General features: G+C 68.5%; 16 protein-coding genes. 8 read left to right on the top strand and 8 right to left on the bottom strand.

The features are described from left to right. Nucleotides 1-59: 59 nt before the first annotated feature. Nucleotides 60-299, top strand: a complete 240-nt coding sequence (locus J2X45_RS13205; RefSeq protein ID WP_310215462.1) for a hypothetical protein — start codon at nt 60-62, stop codon at nt 297-299. On the opposite strand, the gene J2X45_RS13200 is transcribed toward J2X45_RS13205, so the two are convergent. The 5 genes from J2X45_RS13200 to J2X45_RS13180 form a co-directional block, all read right to left on the bottom strand. After that, a complete protein-coding gene (locus tag J2X45_RS13200; protein ID WP_404980067.1) occupies nt 296-883 on the bottom strand; it encodes a TetR/AcrR family transcriptional regulator in 588 nt (195 codons plus the stop codon). The genes J2X45_RS13205 and J2X45_RS13200 overlap by 4 nt on opposite strands. After that, the gene (locus J2X45_RS13195) at nt 880-2,094 is read right to left on the bottom strand and encodes an aromatic ring-hydroxylating dioxygenase subunit alpha (protein WP_310215459.1); all 1,215 of its coding nucleotides are present in this window, start codon (nt 2,092-2,094) and stop codon (nt 880-882) included. Before J2X45_RS13195 ends, J2X45_RS13200 begins: the two co-directional genes overlap by 4 nt. Nucleotides 2,095-2,155: 61 nt before the next feature. Then, on the bottom strand, nt 2,156-3,787 hold the full coding sequence (locus J2X45_RS13190; protein WP_310215458.1) for an NAD(P)/FAD-dependent oxidoreductase: 1,632 nt from the start codon (nt 3,785-3,787) through the stop codon (nt 2,156-2,158). A gap of 179 nt (nt 3,788-3,966) precedes the next feature. After that, nucleotides 3,967-7,035, bottom strand: a complete 3,069-nt coding sequence (locus J2X45_RS13185) for an efflux RND transporter permease subunit (protein WP_310215456.1) — start codon at nt 7,033-7,035, stop codon at nt 3,967-3,969. 3 nt (nt 7,036-7,038) lie between these two features. Further along, on the bottom strand, nt 7,039-8,115 hold the full coding sequence (locus J2X45_RS13180) for an efflux RND transporter periplasmic adaptor subunit (protein WP_310215453.1): 1,077 nt from the start codon (nt 8,113-8,115) through the stop codon (nt 7,039-7,041). A gap of 76 nt (nt 8,116-8,191) precedes the next feature. On the opposite strand from J2X45_RS13180, the gene J2X45_RS13175 reads away from it, so the two are divergent. Both J2X45_RS13175 and J2X45_RS13170 read left to right on the top strand, forming a co-directional pair. After that, complete coding sequence (locus tag J2X45_RS13175) at nt 8,192-8,824, top strand: TetR/AcrR family transcriptional regulator (RefSeq protein ID WP_310215452.1); 633 nt, start codon at nt 8,192-8,194, stop codon at nt 8,822-8,824. A 50-nt stretch (nt 8,825-8,874) separates the two neighbouring features. After that, entirely contained in the window at nt 8,875-9,075 is a 201-nt protein-coding gene (locus J2X45_RS13170; RefSeq protein ID WP_310215451.1) for a hypothetical protein, read from the top strand. Here the strand turns inward: J2X45_RS13170 and J2X45_RS13165 are convergent. After that, a complete protein-coding gene (locus tag J2X45_RS13165) occupies nt 9,072-10,487 on the bottom strand; it encodes a PLP-dependent aminotransferase family protein (RefSeq protein WP_310216043.1) in 1,416 nt (471 codons plus the stop codon). The two genes, J2X45_RS13170 and J2X45_RS13165, sit on opposite strands and share 4 nt — an antisense overlap. Between J2X45_RS13165 and J2X45_RS13160 the strand changes: the two genes are divergently transcribed. Then, nucleotides 10,486-10,896 (top strand): DUF983 domain-containing protein, encoded by a 411-nt coding sequence (locus J2X45_RS13160; protein WP_310215449.1) that lies wholly within the window; start codon nt 10,486-10,488, stop codon nt 10,894-10,896. The genes J2X45_RS13165 and J2X45_RS13160 overlap by 2 nt on opposite strands. A 7-nt stretch (nt 10,897-10,903) precedes the next feature. Here J2X45_RS13160 and J2X45_RS13155 read toward each other — a convergent pair whose 3' ends face one another. Next, entirely contained in the window at nt 10,904-11,212 is a 309-nt protein-coding gene (locus J2X45_RS13155; RefSeq protein ID WP_310215448.1) for a polyhydroxyalkanoic acid system family protein, read from the bottom strand. 115 nt (nt 11,213-11,327) lie between these two features. On the opposite strand from J2X45_RS13155, the gene didA reads away from it, so the two are divergent. Beyond that, nucleotides 11,328-11,543, top strand: coding sequence for a DNA damage-induced SOS-independent cell division inhibitor A (didA, locus tag J2X45_RS13150; protein WP_310215447.1), 216 nt, complete (start codon nt 11,328-11,330; stop codon nt 11,541-11,543). Nucleotides 11,544-11,573: 30 nt separating this feature from the next. After that, nucleotides 11,574-12,575, top strand: coding sequence for a dipeptide epimerase (locus J2X45_RS13145; protein WP_310215446.1), 1,002 nt, complete (start codon nt 11,574-11,576; stop codon nt 12,573-12,575). Between the two features lie 102 nt (nt 12,576-12,677). Here the strand turns inward: J2X45_RS13145 and J2X45_RS13140 are convergent, their stop codons facing one another. Further along, the gene (locus J2X45_RS13140; protein ID WP_310215444.1) at nt 12,678-13,631 is read right to left on the bottom strand and encodes a helix-turn-helix domain-containing protein; all 954 of its coding nucleotides are present in this window, start codon (nt 13,629-13,631) and stop codon (nt 12,678-12,680) included. A gap of 111 nt (nt 13,632-13,742) precedes the next feature. On the opposite strand from J2X45_RS13140, the gene J2X45_RS13135 reads away from it, so the two are divergent. Both J2X45_RS13135 and J2X45_RS13130 read left to right on the top strand, forming a co-directional pair. Then, nucleotides 13,743-14,966: an acetyl-CoA acetyltransferase gene (locus J2X45_RS13135; RefSeq protein ID WP_310215440.1), complete on the top strand. Its 1,224-nt coding sequence runs from the start codon at nt 13,743-13,745 to the stop codon at nt 14,964-14,966. A gap of 32 nt (nt 14,967-14,998) precedes the next feature. Beyond that, on the top strand, nt 14,999-15,931 hold the full coding sequence (locus tag J2X45_RS13130) for a DUF1295 domain-containing protein (protein WP_404980066.1): 933 nt from the start codon (nt 14,999-15,001) through the stop codon (nt 15,929-15,931). Nucleotides 15,932-16,075 lie beyond the last annotated feature (144 nt).

The raw sequence follows: 16,075 nt of genomic DNA, 5'->3' as shown, positions 1-16,075 counted from the left end.
CGAAACAACTGTCATGTCCCCATGCCTAAGTGCACGCTGAGTTGTCCAAGGAGGTCGCCATGACCGAGAACCACTACTACGTCCGTCCCGTCGCCGGGGTGTGGCATGTGACCTGGAACGACTCTCCCGAGCTGATCGGCTCCTATTCCTCGCAACATGAGGCCGAGGCGCTGGCGCAACTGCTGGCTGGCCACATGCGGGTGCAAGGCCGCAAGGCCGAGGTGCACACCTTCGAGCCGGAAACCCGTACGCCGTCCTGGGGCCGCAACCGCGCGGCCAACCAGGCTGCGGTGGCCTAAAGCCAACCGTCGAGCGCGCGGGTCACGATCGCGCGCGCCTCGTCTGGATTGAACGTCGCCGGATCGAGGCAGAGCTCCAGCCAGAGTCCGTCCACTATCGCCGTCAGGGCGATGGCGGCGAGACGCGTCTCGCGCGCGCCGGCCTTCGCCAGCAAGACCTCGAGCCGCGTGCGGAAGTCGGCGTAGGAGGCCGCGTGGATGGCGGCCATGCGCGGCTTGGTCTTGACCAGCGACCAGAACCCGACCCAGGCCGCCAGCAGACGCTCGTCCAGCACCGGGGCCGCGAAGCTGGCGCCCAGATAGGCCAGCAGGCGCGCCCGGGGATCCTCGCCCGCGCCCTCCAGCGCCGCATCCAGCGCGGTGTCGATCCGCTGCGACACCGCCTCATAGGCCGCCGCAATCAGCTCATCGACACCCTCGAAATAGTGCCGCAGCAGGCCCGGAGAGACCCCGGCCTCGGCGCAGATCGTCCGCACACTGGTCCCGCCTACGCCCTCGCGCGCCAGCACCGCCTCGGCGGCCGCCACCAGCGCGTGCCGGCGAACGTCGGGGGTTTCGCGGGTGAAGGCGGCGCGTGCGCTCACCACCCCTCCGGCGGCCGGGACAGGCGACTTTCCGGGATCAGGGCCCGCATCTTGCGGCCGAAGCTGCGCAAGCTGACCTCACTGGTCGCCAGCGGACCGGCGGTGAAGGTGCGCGAAGCCATGCCTTGCTGCACGCGGGCCACCAGCTCGGTGTCCTCGGCATTGACCTGCCGGTTGATGCGCCAGTTCAGATAGCGGGCCGCCTTCATCTCGCGCCGCTCGTCGGGCAGGGCGTAGGCGATCTCGCGGATCATCGTCTGCTCGGCCGAAATCGGGATGAACTGCATGAAGTCCACCTGATCGGGATAGATGTCGAAGGCGAAGTTCGGCCAGAGCTTGAAATAGGTCCACAGCCGCTTGCGGTCGTCCGGCAAGTGCGCAACGTCGGGCAGGAGGTCCTGATACAGGCGCTCGGACGGGCTCTCGGACGGCTCGTCGATCAGCTGGCCCCACATCTTGTCGACATAGGCCTCGGCCTCGACCCCGTAGCCCTTGCCGAACAGCCGGGTCAGGCCCGGATGGGCGACCGGGATGTGCAGGCCGTCCGAATAGTTGTCGCTGATGTTCTTCCAGTTCACCGCGCGCGGACGCAGCGTGACGCGACCGAACGGCTGAAGCTCCTCGAAACGGTAGTGCGCCACCTCGTCCTCGTAGGGAGCCATCATGGTCGCCACCGAAGGACCCTCGCCCTCGATCCGGACAAAGACGAAGCCGCGCCAGATCTCGGTTTCGATGGCGGCCAGGCCCTCCTTGGCCATGTCCAGCGCCGGGTAGTCGTCGCGCATCGGCACGCCGATCAGCCGGCCTTCCAGGTCATAGGTCCAGGCGTGGTAGGGGCAGACGATCCGCCCACCGCAGCGGCCGACGGGTCCGTCCAGCAGCCGCGCCCCGCGATGGCGGCACACATTGGCGAAGGCCCGCACGCCGCCGTCCTTGCCGCGCACGACCACCAGGCTTTCGCCGACGAAGTCGAAGGTATGGAAGTCCCCGGCCTTGGGGATGTCGTTCAAATGGCAGACGATCTGCCAGGACGGGCGGAAGACCTTGTCCTGCTCTTCCTTGAAGAACCGCTCATTGGTGTAGATCCAGCCGGGCAGGCCCCAGTCGGAGAGGGGGTCGGTGTTGGAGATCTGGGTCATGGCGCCACCTTCTCTCCGATTTCCCCGGCGAATGCCGGGGCCCAGGTCGTAGGGCTGTGGGGCGCCAAGCACGGCGAAAGCTCGGGGTGAATCTGGGTCCCGGCATTCGCCGGGAAGGTCGGATGTTGAGCCATCACCGCCCCACCACCGACAGCTTCACGGCCGTGGCGAAGTCCTTGTCGCGCAGGATCTCGCGGGCGGCGTTGCGGCCCGGATTGCCCGAGACGCCGCCGCCGGGGTGCGTGCCCGCGCCGCACATGTAGAGACCTGCGATCGGCGCGCGGTGGCTGGCGTGGCCCAGCAGCGGGCGTGTGGCCCACAGCTGATCCAGCGACATGTGGCCGTGCATGATGTCGCCGCCGATCAGGCCGAACTTTCGCTCCAGGTCCAGCGGCGACAGGATCATCCGGCCCAGAACCGAGGCCTTGAAGCCCGGCGCCCACTGGTCGACCGTGTCGATGATCAGGTCGGCGGCGGCCTCGCGCGCGTCGTCCCAGGAACGACCATCGGGCAGCTCTGGCGCGAACTGCTGGCAGAAGAGGCTCGCCACATGCTGGCCGGGCGGAGCCAGGCTGGTGTCCAGGCTGGACGGGATCAGCATCTCGACGATCGGGGCCTTGCTGATGCCCTCGCCCTTGGCGTCGCGATAGGCCGCGTCCATGTAGTCGAGGCTCGGGGCGATCACGATGCCCGACTGATGGTGCTCGGCGGTCTCCTTGCCGGGCAGGCAGGTGAAGCTGGGCAGCTCCGACAGCGCCACGTTCATCCGGAAGGTGCCCGAGCCGTTCTTGTAGCCGTCGACCGCCTTGCGGAAGTCGGGGGGCAGCGCCGAGGGCGGCACCAGTTTCTTGTAAAGCAGGGCCGGGTTGACGTTGGCGCTGACGATCGGGGCCATGATCTGGCGGCCGTCGACCAGCTGCACGCCGGCGGCCTTCCCGCCGTCGACATGGACGCCCTCGACCGGAGCGTCGAGCAGGATCTCGACCCCGGCCGCCTCGCAGGCCTTGGCCATGGCCTGGGTGATCGCGCCCATGCCGCCGACCGCATGGCCCCAGGCGCCCTTCTTGCCGTTCACCTCGCCGAAGGTGTGGTGCAGCAGCACATAGGCCGAGCCGGGCGTGTCGGGGCTGGCGAAGTTTCCGACCACGGCGTCGAAGCCGAAGGCGGCCTTGACCGGCTCGCTCTCGAACCAGCCGTCCAGCACGTCGCGGGCGCTCTTGGTGAAGAGATCCAGCAGGTCACGCTTGCGCTGACGCGACAGGAACGCCAGGCGACTGCCCTGGCGCAGGGCGCGCAGCAGGCCGGGCAGACCATCACCGAGGTTCGGCGGCGTCTCCTGGGCCAGGTCGCGCAGGATGTCGCCGATCTCGTCCAGCATGGCGTAGTAGGCCGGCAGCACCTCGGCGTCGCGCCGGCTGTACTTGCGGAACTCCTCCTGGGTGCGCTCCAGGCCTCCGCCCAGCTTGATGTACTTGTCGTCGCTGATCGGCAGGAAGTTCGAGATCGGCCGTTCCAGGAAGGTCAGGCCCAGCTCGCGCAGGCCCATGTCGGCGATCACGCGCGGGTTCAGGAGGCTGACGGTGTAGCTGGCCACCGAGTTGCGGAAACCGGGGTGGAACTCTTCCGTCACCGCGGCGCCGCCGACCACGCCCCGAGCCTCACAGACCGTGACCTTCAACCCCGCCTTGGCCAGGTAGAAGGCGCAGACGAGGCCGTTATGGCCCCCGCCGATGATGACGGCGTCGCGTGTTTGCGTGATGGCCATGGTGTTCTCCCCGCACAGGTGGGGAGAGTGTTGCTATACGATCGTATAATAGGCAAGAGCGATGCCGCAGATCCTCCCCCTAGCGGGGGAGGTGTCCGCAAAGCGGACGGAGGGGGAAGTCATGCCGACCCTGCCTCTTCCCCCTCCGTCGTCTCTTCCTTCAGGGAGAGGATTTTTGGTCAAATCGCCTCCGCCTTCCCCCGCGCCGTCAGCCAGTACATCACCGGCGTCGCTACGCGGCTGAGCAGGGTCGAGGTGATCAGGCCGCCGATGATCGCGATGGCCAGCGGCGAGTAGAGACCCGATCGCTCCAGGGCCAGGGGCAGCAGGCCGCCGATGGCTGTGACGCTGGTCAGCAGCACGGGCAGGAAGCGGACCTCGCCGGCTTTCTCGATAGCGTCGTGCAGGTTCATGCCTTCGCGACGCAGCTGTTCGGTGAAATCCACCAGCAGGATCGAGTTCTTAATCTCGATGCCGATCAACGCGATCAGGCCGATGGTGGCGGTGAACGACAGCGAGTTGCCGGTCAGGGCCAGGGCGAGCACCGCGCCGAACACGCCGAACGGGATGATGCCGGCGACCACCAGGGCGGTCTTGAACTTCTGGAACTCCAGGACCAGCACCGCCAGGATGCCGAAGATCGCCACCAGCACCGCGGCGCCGAGCCCCGCGAAGCTTTCCGACTGCGCCTCGGCCTGGCCGCCCAGCGACAAGCGATAGCCCGGTGGCATGGGGACTTCTTTTTCCAGGCGCTGGACCACGTCCTCGGTGACCTTGGCGGTCAGATAGCCGGTGGCGACATAGCTGGTCACCGTCACCGTCCGCTCACGGTCGAAGCGGTCGATGCGGGCCGGGCTCGAGCGCAAGGTCGGCGTGGCGATCGCGCCCAGCGGCGCGGCCTCGCCCTCGGCGGTCGGCACATAGACGCCGTTCAAGGCTGAGAGCGGATTGCGCGCGGCGCCGTCGACCTGCGCCGTCGGCAGGCGCACCCGCACGGCATAGTCGTCGCCGTCCGGATCGCGGAAGCGGGCCGCCTCCTCGCCTGACAGCGCCAGGCGGGTCACGCGGCGCGCCGCGCCGGCGGGTACGCCAAGAGCGGCGGCCTTGGCCTCGTCGACGCCGAGGTCGAGGTCGGTGCGGTCCAGGCGCATCGGATTGCTGACATCGCGCGCGCCGGGCGTGTCCTTCAGCGCCGCCTCGGTCCGGGCGGCCAGGGCCTTCAGCACCTCGAGGTTCTGGCCGGTGATGCGGATGGCGATCGGCGCGTCGATCGGCGGGCCGTTCTCGAAGGCCACCACGGTGATCCGCGCGCCGGGGTACTTGGCGAAGTCGGCGCGCAGGCTGTCGAGCACCTTGTCGCTCTTGCCCGGTTTCCAGGCCTCGAAGCTGGCATAGACCTCGGCGAAGCTGTTGGAGCTCTCGCGCTGGCTCTTGTTGTAGAAGATCTGCGGATTGCCCCGGCCCAGATTGCTGGCGCGCCAGAGGATCTCGGGCTCCGTGGCCAGACGCGCGTCGACGAAGCGCAGGGCCTGGTCGGTACGGGCCAGAGAGGCGCCGTCGGGAGTCTCGATGCGGATCAGGAACTGCGGCGTCTCAGCGGGCGGAAACAGCGAGCTGCCGATCAGTTTCACCAGCGGGACCGTGGTGGCGCACAGGGCCAGCATCAGGGCCAGGGCCAGCCAGGGGCGCGCCAGCGAGGCGTGCAGGACCGGGCGATAGAAGCGCTGGATGCCGCCGTTCACCGCCCGCAGGATCGCGTTGCCTTCGGGATCCGAGTGCTTGTCGAGGATGCGGCTGGCCAGGAATGGAATGATGGTGAGCGACACCAGCAGCGAGGCGCCGACCGTGCACAGCACCGTCACCGGCAGCGACTTGATATAGGCGCCCGAGCCGGCCGGCAGGGCCATCAGCGGCAGGAAGGCCAGCATCAGGGTGGCCGTGCAGCCCACGACCGCCAGGCCGATCTGCCGCGCGCCGTTGACGGCCGCTTCGGTCCGTTCCTCGCCCTCGCGGATCCGGCGGGCGATGTTCTCGGTGATCACGATGCTGTCGTCGACCAGAAGACCCAGCGCCAGCACGAAGCCGGCGATCGACAGCTGGTTCAGGGTGAAGCCGAACGCCTGCAGCAGCGACAGGCCGATCAGCAGGCTGAGCGGAATCGAGACCATCACCACCACGCCGGCGCGGGGGCCCAGCGGCAGCAGGGTGATCAGCACCAGGACGAGCGCGATGCCAAAGTCGCGGAACAGGTTCTTCAGGCGATGCTTGACGTTCTCGGCCTGGAAGAAGGCGCGTTCCAGCTTCACCCCGGCGGGGAGGGCGCGCTCGTACTCGTCCAGGACCTTGCGCACCTCCTGAGTGATCTTGGCGACGTCCTGGCCGTCCTTCTGCTTGACGGTCACGAAGACGGCCCGCTTGCCGTTGAAGCGGGTGACATGGGTCGGCTCCTGCTGCGCCCAGCCGATGGTGGCGACGTCGGAGACGCGCACGACCTTGCCGCCGATCGATCGCACGGGGGTGTCGGCGATAGTCTTCAGGTCACGGAAGGCGCCGCCGGACTTGACGTTGAAGCGCCGCTCGCCCGCTTGCACCGCGCCGATCGGCGCCTCGGCGCCGGCCGCGCGCAGGGCGTCGGTCACGGCGGTCGCGGGCAGCTTCAGGGCCGACAACCGGGCCAGGTCCAGCGTCACCTGAACGTCCGACGGTGGCGCGCCCCAGTACTGGGCCTCCCGCACGCCGGGCACCCGGTCCAGCCGCTCGCGCAGGCGATCCGCCACCTTCTCCAGACGGCGCATGGGCAGGGTGTCGCTGGTCAGGGCCACCTGCACGACCGACACTTCGGTGGTGCGGGCGCGCTGGATGTCGAGGCGGGCCAGACCGGCGGGCAGATTGCCTCGGATGGCGTTCACCTCGCGGACGACCTGGTCGTATTTACGCTCAGGATCGACATCCCAGGTGAAGTGCACCGAGACGACCGCCGCGCCGTCCAGGCTGACCGACTCCACCTTGTCGATGTTGTCGAGGCCGTCGACCGCGTCCTCGATCGGATCGACGACCAGTTGCTCCATCTCCGAGGGCTCGGCGCCCGGCAGCACGGCGCGGACGACGACAATCGGGATCGGGAAGTGCGGGTCTTCCGAGCGCGGAATGCTGGTGAAGGCGTTGATGCCCAGCATCACCAGCAGGCCAAAGGCCACCAGCGTGAACTGCCAGCGACGGACCGCGAAGGTCGAGAGGTCGAACTTCACGGTCTAGCGTCCGAGCTGGGTGGGATCGACGACGGCCACGCTCTCGCCATCGGAGACGAAGCCGGCGCCGGCGGTGATCACCTGAGCGCCGTTCGGCAGGCCCGAAACCAGGGCGTCGTCACCGTCAAAGCCGCCAAAGCCGACGGCTGTGCGCCGGGCCTTGCCGCCGTTGACGCGGAAGACGAAAGCGCGTTGGCCGTTGGCCTCCAGCACCGCTTCGGCGGGCACACGGGCATAGGCGGTGGCGACGCTGGGCGCGGCGCGGACGTTGAGCGTGGCGTGAGCGACTTGGCCGCTGCGCAAGGTCGAGGGCGGCGCGGAAAGCTCGATCTCGACCAGGATCGCGCCGGTGCGGGTGTCGGCGGCCTCGCCCACGCGGGTGACGCGACCGTTCAGGGCCGTTTCGCCGATCTCATCGACCTTGACCGTAGCGGGATCACCGACCCGGATGCGGGCCGCGTCTCGAGCGGCCAGAGGCAGGCGCAGGACGAGCGGGCTGGTCAGGTCGGCGACCCGCGCCACGACCTGGCCGGCGCCGACCACCTCGCCCGCCTGGACGCGGCGCTCCAGAACCACGCCCGAGACTGGCGAAACCAGATTGGCCCAGCGCCGGTCGAAGCGGGCGGCGTCATAGGCGGCCTGAGCCGACTTCAGCGTGCTGGTCCGGTCATCGATACGCTGACGGCTGACATAGCCCTTTTCGAACAGGATCTTGTCCCGCTCCAGGTCGCGGCGCACGCGCTCAAGATCGGCCTGGGTCTGTTGCTGGCGGGCGTCGACGCCGGCGGGGTCGATGGCGGCGATGAGTTGGCCAGCCCGGACACTGTCGCCGGCCTCGATCTTCATGGTCGTCAGCACGCCGGGGATCCGGAACGACAGCGCCATCTCGCGACGGCGCTCCAGCGTCCCCGCGCCAGCCACGACGCCGGCGGCGTCAGGGGCGGCGACGCGAGCGGCCTCGACCGGCGTCGGCGGAGCCGGCGCATCGGTTTCGGTCTTGCCGCCACAGGCGCTCAACGTCGCCGCCAGGAGGAGGGCCGCCAGGGGAGGGAGCGGGGTCCGCCACATAAGCTGTTCCAAATCAATCAGCGATAAGTTATCAGTGATTGATAACATCGTCTTGTCAAGCTGATGTGACGAAGCCTAGGACGTCGGAATGAAGTCGCCGAAGACCCGTTCGCCCCGGAAGCCCAAGGGACATGGGGGCGAGCGTCGCGAAGAGATCCTCGACGCCGCCCTGACCCTGTTCATCCAGAAGGGCGTACAGGCGGTCTCGACGCGTCAGATCGCCGAGATCGCGGGCATCTCGCAGCCGGCGCTCTACGCCTATTTCGCCACCAAGGACGATATCGCGGCCGAACTCTGCGTCCGGGCGTTCGCCATTCTGGGGGAGCGGATGGAGGCGGCGCGTGTCGACTACGTTCCGACGGCCGAGAACTTCGAGCGGTGCCTGCGGGTCTATATCGACTTTGGGCTGGACCATCCCGACGCCTACCGGGTGGCCTTCATGCTGGAGAAGAGCGTCGACGGCTCGTTCCTGGAAAAGACCGGCGGGCGCCCGATGATCGCCGGCAAGGAGGTCTTCGCGGTGTTCGCCCAGATGGTCGGGGAGTTCCACGCCCGCGGCGAAACCGTCTCGGACGATCCGGAAGCGGCCACCCAGTCGCTGTGGGCGGGTCTGCACGGCCTGGTGTCACTGCTGATCGCCCGTTCGGAGTTTCCCTGGGTCGAGCGCGAGCAACTGATCGCCACGCACGTGGCCATGCTGCGCAAAGGCGCGTTGAAGTAAGGCCTGTGCTTCCCTAGATGAGCGCCTCGCTCTCTCGGGAAGGATCCCCCATGGCCAAGCTCCTGCCGCTCCAATCGTTCAGCCTGCAGGAGACCGAGGACGGCTACCGCCTGCTGGTCTCGGCCATCGGCGGGGAGTCGCTGTACGTCTCGATCACCCCGGACCAGATGGACGACATAATCGACAGCCTCGAGAACGCCATGGGCGGCGAGGCGGACGAGGCTGAAGCCGACGACGACGACGCGTTCTAAAGGGGACTCAACAAGGCCAACTCCCGTAGGCCCCGCGCCAGCGTCGTTTGTTTGCTCGCGGCGCCCAGCGAGATTCGTAGTCCCTCGCCAGAGGCGCCGGGGGCTTTGAAGGCGCTCGCGCCGACCAGCGCCAAGCCGCGCTCGCGCGCCGCCAAGGTCGCCGTTGCGTCCGGCAGCCAGACGTGCAGGCTTTCGACGCCGCCTATTGCGCCAGGCAAAAGCTCCGCCGCCAGCGCCCGGCGGGCGACCGCTTCAGACCGGACCCCCGCCAGCACCTTGGCCGCCACGCCCTCGCGGATCCACTGCGTGACGGTCCCCGCCATCAGCGGCGCGGGCATCTGGGCGATAGCGTGCAGCGTGGCTGCAAGCGCCTCGGCGCGTCCCGGCGGTGTCACGACATAGGCCAGCCGAAGGCCGGGCGAGAGCGTCTTGGCGGTGGTCGTCACATGAAAGACACCCTCGGGCCACAGCGCCGCCAGAGCGGGGAGGGGCGTGGCCGGCAGGAGGCCGTAGGCGTCATCCTCGACGATGAGCGCGCCGGCGGCGCGGGCGGTCTCGACAACAGCGACGCGGCGGGCCTGACTCATGGTGGCGGCCGTCGGGTTCTGGAAGGTCGGCGTGCAGCAGATCAGGCGCGGCCGATGGACCGCGACCAGCCTGGCCAAGGCCTCGGGCTCCAGGCCCTCAGCGTCCATCGGGCAGCCGACGAAGTTCAGCCCTCGGCGCGATGCGGTCGCCAGCAGGCCCGGATAGGTGAAGGTCTCGACCAGGATGGTGTCGCCGGGCACGGTCAGGTGGTCGATCAGAGCGGTGAGCGCGGTCTGGGCGCCGCCTGTGACCACGACGCGCGCCGGATCAACCTCGCCCACGGTCGGCGCCATCCAGGCCGCGCCCGCCGCGCGTTGAGCCAGCGAGCCCGCGCCGGGATGATAAGCCATCAAGGCGGCTGGATCGGTGCGGGCGAGGATTGCGCTGGTCGTCTCGCGCAACAGGCTGGCGAGGTTCACGCCCTGCGGGGGCGGCGGGAGGTTCATCGACAGATCGACGAGGCCCGTCTCGTCCTCATTGCTCCGTGGGCGGATAAACGTTCCGCGTCCGGCTGTTCCCTCGATCAGGCCGCGCTCGCGGGCTAGGCCATAGGCGCGAGTGACGGTGGTGAAATCCACGCCGACCAGGCGCGCGACCTCGCGCTGGGCGGGGATCTGGTCGCCCGCCTGCAGTTCACCCTCGGCGACCGCCGCCTCGAGCGCCAGGGCGATCCGGCGGTAGGTCGGCCCTTCCAGCGCGGCTACCCGCGACAGCCAGCCAGCGGCGACATTCGGCGATCCCTTAGTTGCGGGCATAACGGTATTTCCATACATTGAATGCAGAATGTATGGATCAATCGCGCGATTGTAGGAAGGGCTTTCGATGGCCGACGCCGCCTATCCCAATGCTCCGAGCCCCATCCGGGCGGGTCTGAAATGCTGCTGCCCCCGCTGCGGTGAGGGCAAGCTCTTCCAAGGCTTCCTCAAGCTGGCGCCGGCCTGCGATCGCTGCGGGCTCGACTACGGCTTCGCCGATCCGGCTGACGGTCCGGCCTTTTTCGTGATGAGCGGCGTCGGCATCCTGGTGACCGCCGTTTTCGCCTGGGTCGAGGTCGTCTATCGCCCGCCGATGTGGGTGCATCTGGTCACGGTCTTCCCGGCCTTCCTGGTGGGCTGCCTGGCGACCCTGCGCCCCGTGAAGAGCTGGCTGGTCGCTGCGCAGTACATCAACAAGGCCGAGGAAGGCCGCTTCGAGAGCCTGGGCCGCCACGACTTCGATCCGCGTCGGCTCTAGGAACGTCTTACTTCAGCAGCAGCTGACCGCGGCGGCTTAGCTCGTCCTTGATCTTGCCGGCGGCCATGCCCAGCAAGCCGGGCAGCGAGAGGTCGAGGCGCGCGTGGTCGTCCAGCACCTGCACCACGCCGGTGATGGTCTGACCCATGGCCACGGCCGAGAAGTTCAGCACGTCGCCCGCCCAGCTCTGGGTGAATCGCGCCGCGTCGCCGCCGGGGATCTGACCGGCCAGCTGCGACAGGCCTTCTTCAAGGCGACGTCGGGCTTCGGCCGCGCCCAGCTGGTGAGGAATGTTGATGCTGACGGTCTTGGCCATGAGGTCCTCGTGAATCCTTGCCCGTGAAATGCGGGCGTCCGGCCGGAAGTTCAATACGTCCGAATCTGGCGCATGTCCCGGCCAAGGTCGTCTTCATCAGATGAGGGACGACGACATGACCGACTTCGCCATGACCCAGCCGTTCGCCGCGCCGCGCCGGCCCGCCCGTTTCGTGCGCCCGGGGCGTCCGGGCGGTCTGTGGGGCGCGGTTCACTACGCCGGCGTGCTGCTGGTCTGGCTGGCGTTGTTCGTTGTCGACCGGCCGCTGGCCCTGAAGGTGATGGCCGAACGTCGCGCCGACTCGCCGATCCCGCGTCACTGGGGCTGGTAGAGGCCCGCAAACGGCGCCATCCCTGCGGTCATGTCGATCGCCGTTTCCGCCCGCCCGGTCTCGCATCCGCTGAAGGCCCCGTTCCGCATCTCGCGCGGGGTCAAGACCGCCGCCGAGGTGGTTGAGGTGATCGCGCGGGTCGATGGCCACGTCGGGCGCGGCGAGAGCGTGCCCTACGCCCGTTATGGCGAGACGGTGGAGAGCGTGCTGGCCCAGCTGGCGCCGGCTCTCGCGGCCGAAGACGTGGAAGCCGCCTGCTTCGCTCTGCCGCCCGGCGCGGCGCGCAATGCGCTGGACCTGGCCCTGTGGGACCTGCGCGCCCGACTCACCGGCGTCAGCGTCGCCCAGGCCACCGGGCTGCCCGTTCCTCGCGATCTTGTTACGGCCGTCACGGTCAGTCTCGATACCCCCGAAGCCATGGGCGCGGCCGCGCAAGTCGTCGCCGAGGCCCCGCTGATCAAGATCAAGCTGTCGGCTGACGATCCCGCCGCCCGCCTGCGCGCCGTGGCGGCCGCCGCCCCGAACGCACGCTTCATCGTCGATCCCAACGAGGGCTGGACCTTCGAGATTCTGAACGACTTGAAGTCGCTGCTGGCCGACCTGCCGATCGCGCTGGTCGAGCAGCCGCTTCCCGCCGGCGAGGATCAGGCGCTGGAAGGCTGGGACCCGCCGTTCACCGTCTGCGCCGACGAGAGCGTGCATGTCGGCGACGATCTGGCGGCCCTAAGCGGGCGCTATGGCGCGGTGAACCTCAAGCTCGACAAGACCGGGGGGCTGACCGAGGCGTCGGCCATGCTGAAGGCGGCCCGCGCCCTAGGCTTCCAGGTGATGACGGGCTGCATGGTGGCGTCGTCCTTGGGTGTTGCGCCGGCCCTGCATCTGGGGGGCGCCAGCGACTTTGCGGATCTCGACGGGCCTTGGTGGCTGGCGGCCGATCATCCGGGCGGTTTGCGGGTCGAGCGGGGGCGCATCATGCCGCCCAAGCCGGGCTTCTGGGGGGATGGAGCGGACGGGGAAGGGCTATGGCTCTAAATCCTCCCCCTGTGGGGGAGGCGGTCGCATAGCGACCGGAGAGGGAAGGAGGCAGGTGCCTCAGAACTTCCCCCTCCGTCACCTGCGGCGACACCTCCCCCGCTAGGGGGAGGATCTAAGTCGCGTATTCCCCGTATCGACTCCGCCGCCACAACCCTCACATCGCACCACAGGCGCCAGCCGCGCACCGCAGTGATGTGTCAGAATTTCGGGCGCTCCCTCGTTTCCTGACAGCCAGCGATCGCCCCACGCCATCAACGCCGCGATCAGCGGGAAGAGGTCGCGCCCCTCCTTGGTCAGGCGATATTCCCAGCGCTCGGGCTTTGCCTGGTATCGAACCCGTTCCAGCATACCCCGCACGACCAGTCGCTCGAGGCGGTCGGTCAGGATGTTGCTGGCGACCTTCAGCTCCTCCTGGAAATCCTTGAAGCGGCGCAGACCGTAGAAGGCGCGTGCAACCACGTGGGCGGTCCAGCGGTCGCCCAACACCTCGATCCCGCGCTCCAGCATCGGATGCAGGCCCTCGCCCCCGACGTCGTCATGGCTGGCGCGGCGCGAGTGACGGGCGCGCGGGGCTGGCTCGAGGCCCGCGCCCGGACCGGGCGACAGGGTGATGTCGCGGACCTTCACGACCTCGCCACAGGCCGCGCAGCACAGGACGGGCTTCAACGGTTGTCCGCAGCTCGTGTGGACGATCTGGTGGGACGGGCAGGTTGGGTCAAAGCGCCAGCGCATCTCCCAGCCCAGCAGCATCAGCGCCGAGTCGTAAAGATCGCGACCCATAGGTGTCAGGCGGTATTCCGACCGCGGCGGACGATCCTGATAGAGGCGACGCTCCAGCACGCCGCCCGCTTCCAGGCGTTTGAGGCGATCGGTCAGCAGTGAGCGGGCGACGCCCGTCATCTCGACGAAGCCGTCGAAGCGGGTGACCCCCATGAAGGCGGCGTAGAGCACCAGCAAAGTCCAGCGGTCGCCGATCAGGTTCAGCGCGCGGGCGGCTGAACTGCGGCGCACCAGCGCCGTCCGGGCGGGGTCTGGAGCCGTCGGCGGGACCATGGCGGGCTTGGTGCGGCGTTTCGGTCTGGAGAGTCAATGTTCGACGACGGCGTGGACTCCGGACAAGTCGCTTGTATAATCGGACTAACTAGAACAACCGGGGGTGCGGCCATGGTCTATGTGCTGGGCGGCTGGCAGAGCGATTTCGCCGCCAACTGGAGCCGCGAAGGCCGCGAGCTGGCCGACGCCTTCGCCGAAGCGGTGGGCGAGGGGCTGGCCGCCGTGGACCTTGATGCTGAGGACGTCGAGACCGGTCACGTCGGCAACTTCGCCGCCGAGCTTTTCGCTGGTCAGGGACACCTTGGCGGCATGTTCGGTCTTGTGCACCCAGCGTTCGACGGCCTGCCGACCGCGCGCCACGAGGCGGCCTGCGCGTCGGGCAGCATCGCCATCCTCGCCGCCGCCGCCGAAATCGAGGCCGGGCGCTACGATCTGGCCTGTGTGGTCGGCGTCGAGCAGATGCGTAACGTCCCGGGCCAGAAGGCGGCCGAGAACCTGGGCAGCGCAGCCTGGGTCGGGCACGAGTTCCAGGACGCGCGCTTCCTCTGGCCGCGCGCCTTCTCCGACCTCGCCGACGAGTACGATCGCCGCTATGGCCTGAAGTACGAGCACCTGATGGGCATCGCCGAGGTCAATTTCGCCAACGGCAAGCGCAATCCCAACGCCCAGACCCGCGGCTGGAATTTCGGGCCTGGCGCCTTCACCGCCGATGAGGTCGCCAATCCGGTGGTCGAGGGGCGCACCCGCAAACAGGACTGCGGCCAGGTCACTGACGGCTCGGCGGTGATCTTCCTGGCGTCGGAGAAGCGCGCGCGCGCCTATGCCGACAAGCGCGGGATCGCCCTGGAGAGCATCCCGCGCATCAAGGGCTGGGGGCACCGCTCGGCGCCGCTCAGCTACACCCGCAAGATCGAAGCCAGCCGCGACCAGGATTATGTCTTCCCGCAGGTGCGCCGCGCCATTCTCGACGCCCGCGCCCGGGCTGGGATTGCGCCGGACGTCTCGGGCATCGACGTGGTCGAGACCCACGACTGCTTTACCGCCACCGAATACATGGCCATCGACCACCTGGGTCTTACGGCGCCTGGAGAGAGTTGGAAGGCTGTCGAGAACGGCGACATCGCCATCGGCGGCAAGCTGCCGATCAATCCCTCGGGCGGCCTGATCGGTACGGGCCACCCGGTCGGCGCGACCGGCGTGCGCATGGTGCTCGACGCCTGGAAGCAGACCACCGGTCAGGCCGGCGACTATCAGGTCGAGGGCGCCAAGACGGTGCAGACCCTGAATATCGGTGGGTCCACCACCACGACCGTGAGCTTCGTTGTGGGGACGTGATTTGAAAGATCCTCCCCCGCGATGCGGGGGAGGTGTCGCGGAGCGACGGAGGGGGCGAACTGGACCCATGCCGCGCTAGCCCCTCCGCCCCTTCGGGCCACCTCCCCCGCATCGCGGGGGAGGATCAACCAAAACGCCCCGCCGCCCGTACCATCCGCATCTTCCCGTCAGAGCCCTCCATGCCCATCCTCACCATCCTCGCCGTCAACGCCGCGGTATCAGCGGTCGCGTTCCTCGCTCTCTGGGCCGTCAGCCTGCGGACAAAGGACGTCAGCTTCATCGACGCCTGGTGGGGGCCTAGCATGGCGCTGCTGGCCTGGAGCACCCTGCTGCAGAGCCAGCACACCCCGCACGGCCTGCTGCTGACCGGGCTCTGCACCCTGTGGGCCGCGCGGCTTGGGATCTATCTGCTGTGGCGTTGGCGCAAGCATGGCGCCGACCGCCGCTATGTCGCGATCTTCGCCCACTATGAGAAGACCAAGCGCTGGAACTTCGCCACCACCTCGCTGATCATCGTGTTCGGCCTGCAGGCGGTGCTGAGCTACCTCGTCGCCCTGCCGGTGCAACTGGGGCAGGGGCCTGGCGTGCTCGGCGGACTGGCCTATGCTGGCGCGGCCCTGACGATCGTCGGCATCCTCTTCGAGACCATCGGCGACGCCCAGCTGACCGCCTTCAAGGCCAATCCGGACAACGCCGGCAAGGTCATGGACAAGGGCCTGTGGCGCTACACTCGCCACCCGAACTATTTCGGCGACGCCTGCGTCTGGTGGGGTCTCTATCTGATCGCCGCCGAGACGGGCATCGGCGCCTGGGCCTTGCCGGGGCCGCTGCTGATGACCTTCCTGCTCACCAAGTGGAGCGGCGTGCCGACCACCGAAGGCAAGATGCGCAAGAGCAAGCCGGGCTACGAGGAGTACGTCGCGCGCACCAGCGGCTTCGTGCCGTGGTTGCCGAAGAAGGGGTGAGGAAATCCCTCTCCTTTTGGGAGAGGGCGGGGCCCGACGCGAAGCGGTGGGAGGGTGAGGGGTTACAGCGGCAACCGGACAGCCGGCAACGCCCTCAGACCTCGTAACCCCTCACCCCAACCCTCTCCCAATGGGAGAGGGAGC

This window comes from Caulobacter sp. BE264 (assembly GCF_031457805.1).
Classification (GTDB): Bacteria; Pseudomonadota; Alphaproteobacteria; order Caulobacterales; family Caulobacteraceae; genus Caulobacter.
This window is presented reverse-complemented; position numbering and strand designations above follow the sequence as displayed.

Excerpts from the sequence above, each read along its gene's own strand:
- J2X45_RS13160 (WP_310215449.1), top strand. The coding sequence starts at position 10,486 with ATGGCCGACGCCGCCTATCCCAATGCTCCGAGCCCCATCCGGGCGGGT.
- J2X45_RS13140 (WP_310215444.1), bottom strand. The coding sequence starts at position 13,631 with ATGGTCCCGCCGACGGCTCCAGACCCCGCCCGGACGGCGCTGGTGCGC.
- J2X45_RS13145 (WP_310215446.1), top strand. The coding sequence starts at position 11,574 with ATGTCGATCGCCGTTTCCGCCCGCCCGGTCTCGCATCCGCTGAAGGCC.
- J2X45_RS13205 (WP_310215462.1), top strand. The coding sequence starts at position 60 with ATGACCGAGAACCACTACTACGTCCGTCCCGTCGCCGGGGTGTGGCAT.
- J2X45_RS13175 (WP_310215452.1), top strand. The coding sequence starts at position 8,192 with ATGAAGTCGCCGAAGACCCGTTCGCCCCGGAAGCCCAAGGGACATGGG.
- J2X45_RS13135 (WP_310215440.1), top strand. The coding sequence starts at position 13,743 with ATGGTCTATGTGCTGGGCGGCTGGCAGAGCGATTTCGCCGCCAACTGG.
- J2X45_RS13155 (WP_310215448.1), bottom strand. The coding sequence starts at position 11,212 with ATGGCCAAGACCGTCAGCATCAACATTCCTCACCAGCTGGGCGCGGCC.
- J2X45_RS13190 (WP_310215458.1), bottom strand. The coding sequence starts at position 3,787 with ATGGCCATCACGCAAACACGCGACGCCGTCATCATCGGCGGGGGCCAT.
- didA (WP_310215447.1), top strand. The coding sequence starts at position 11,328 with ATGACCGACTTCGCCATGACCCAGCCGTTCGCCGCGCCGCGCCGGCCC.
- J2X45_RS13170 (WP_310215451.1), top strand. The coding sequence starts at position 8,875 with ATGGCCAAGCTCCTGCCGCTCCAATCGTTCAGCCTGCAGGAGACCGAG.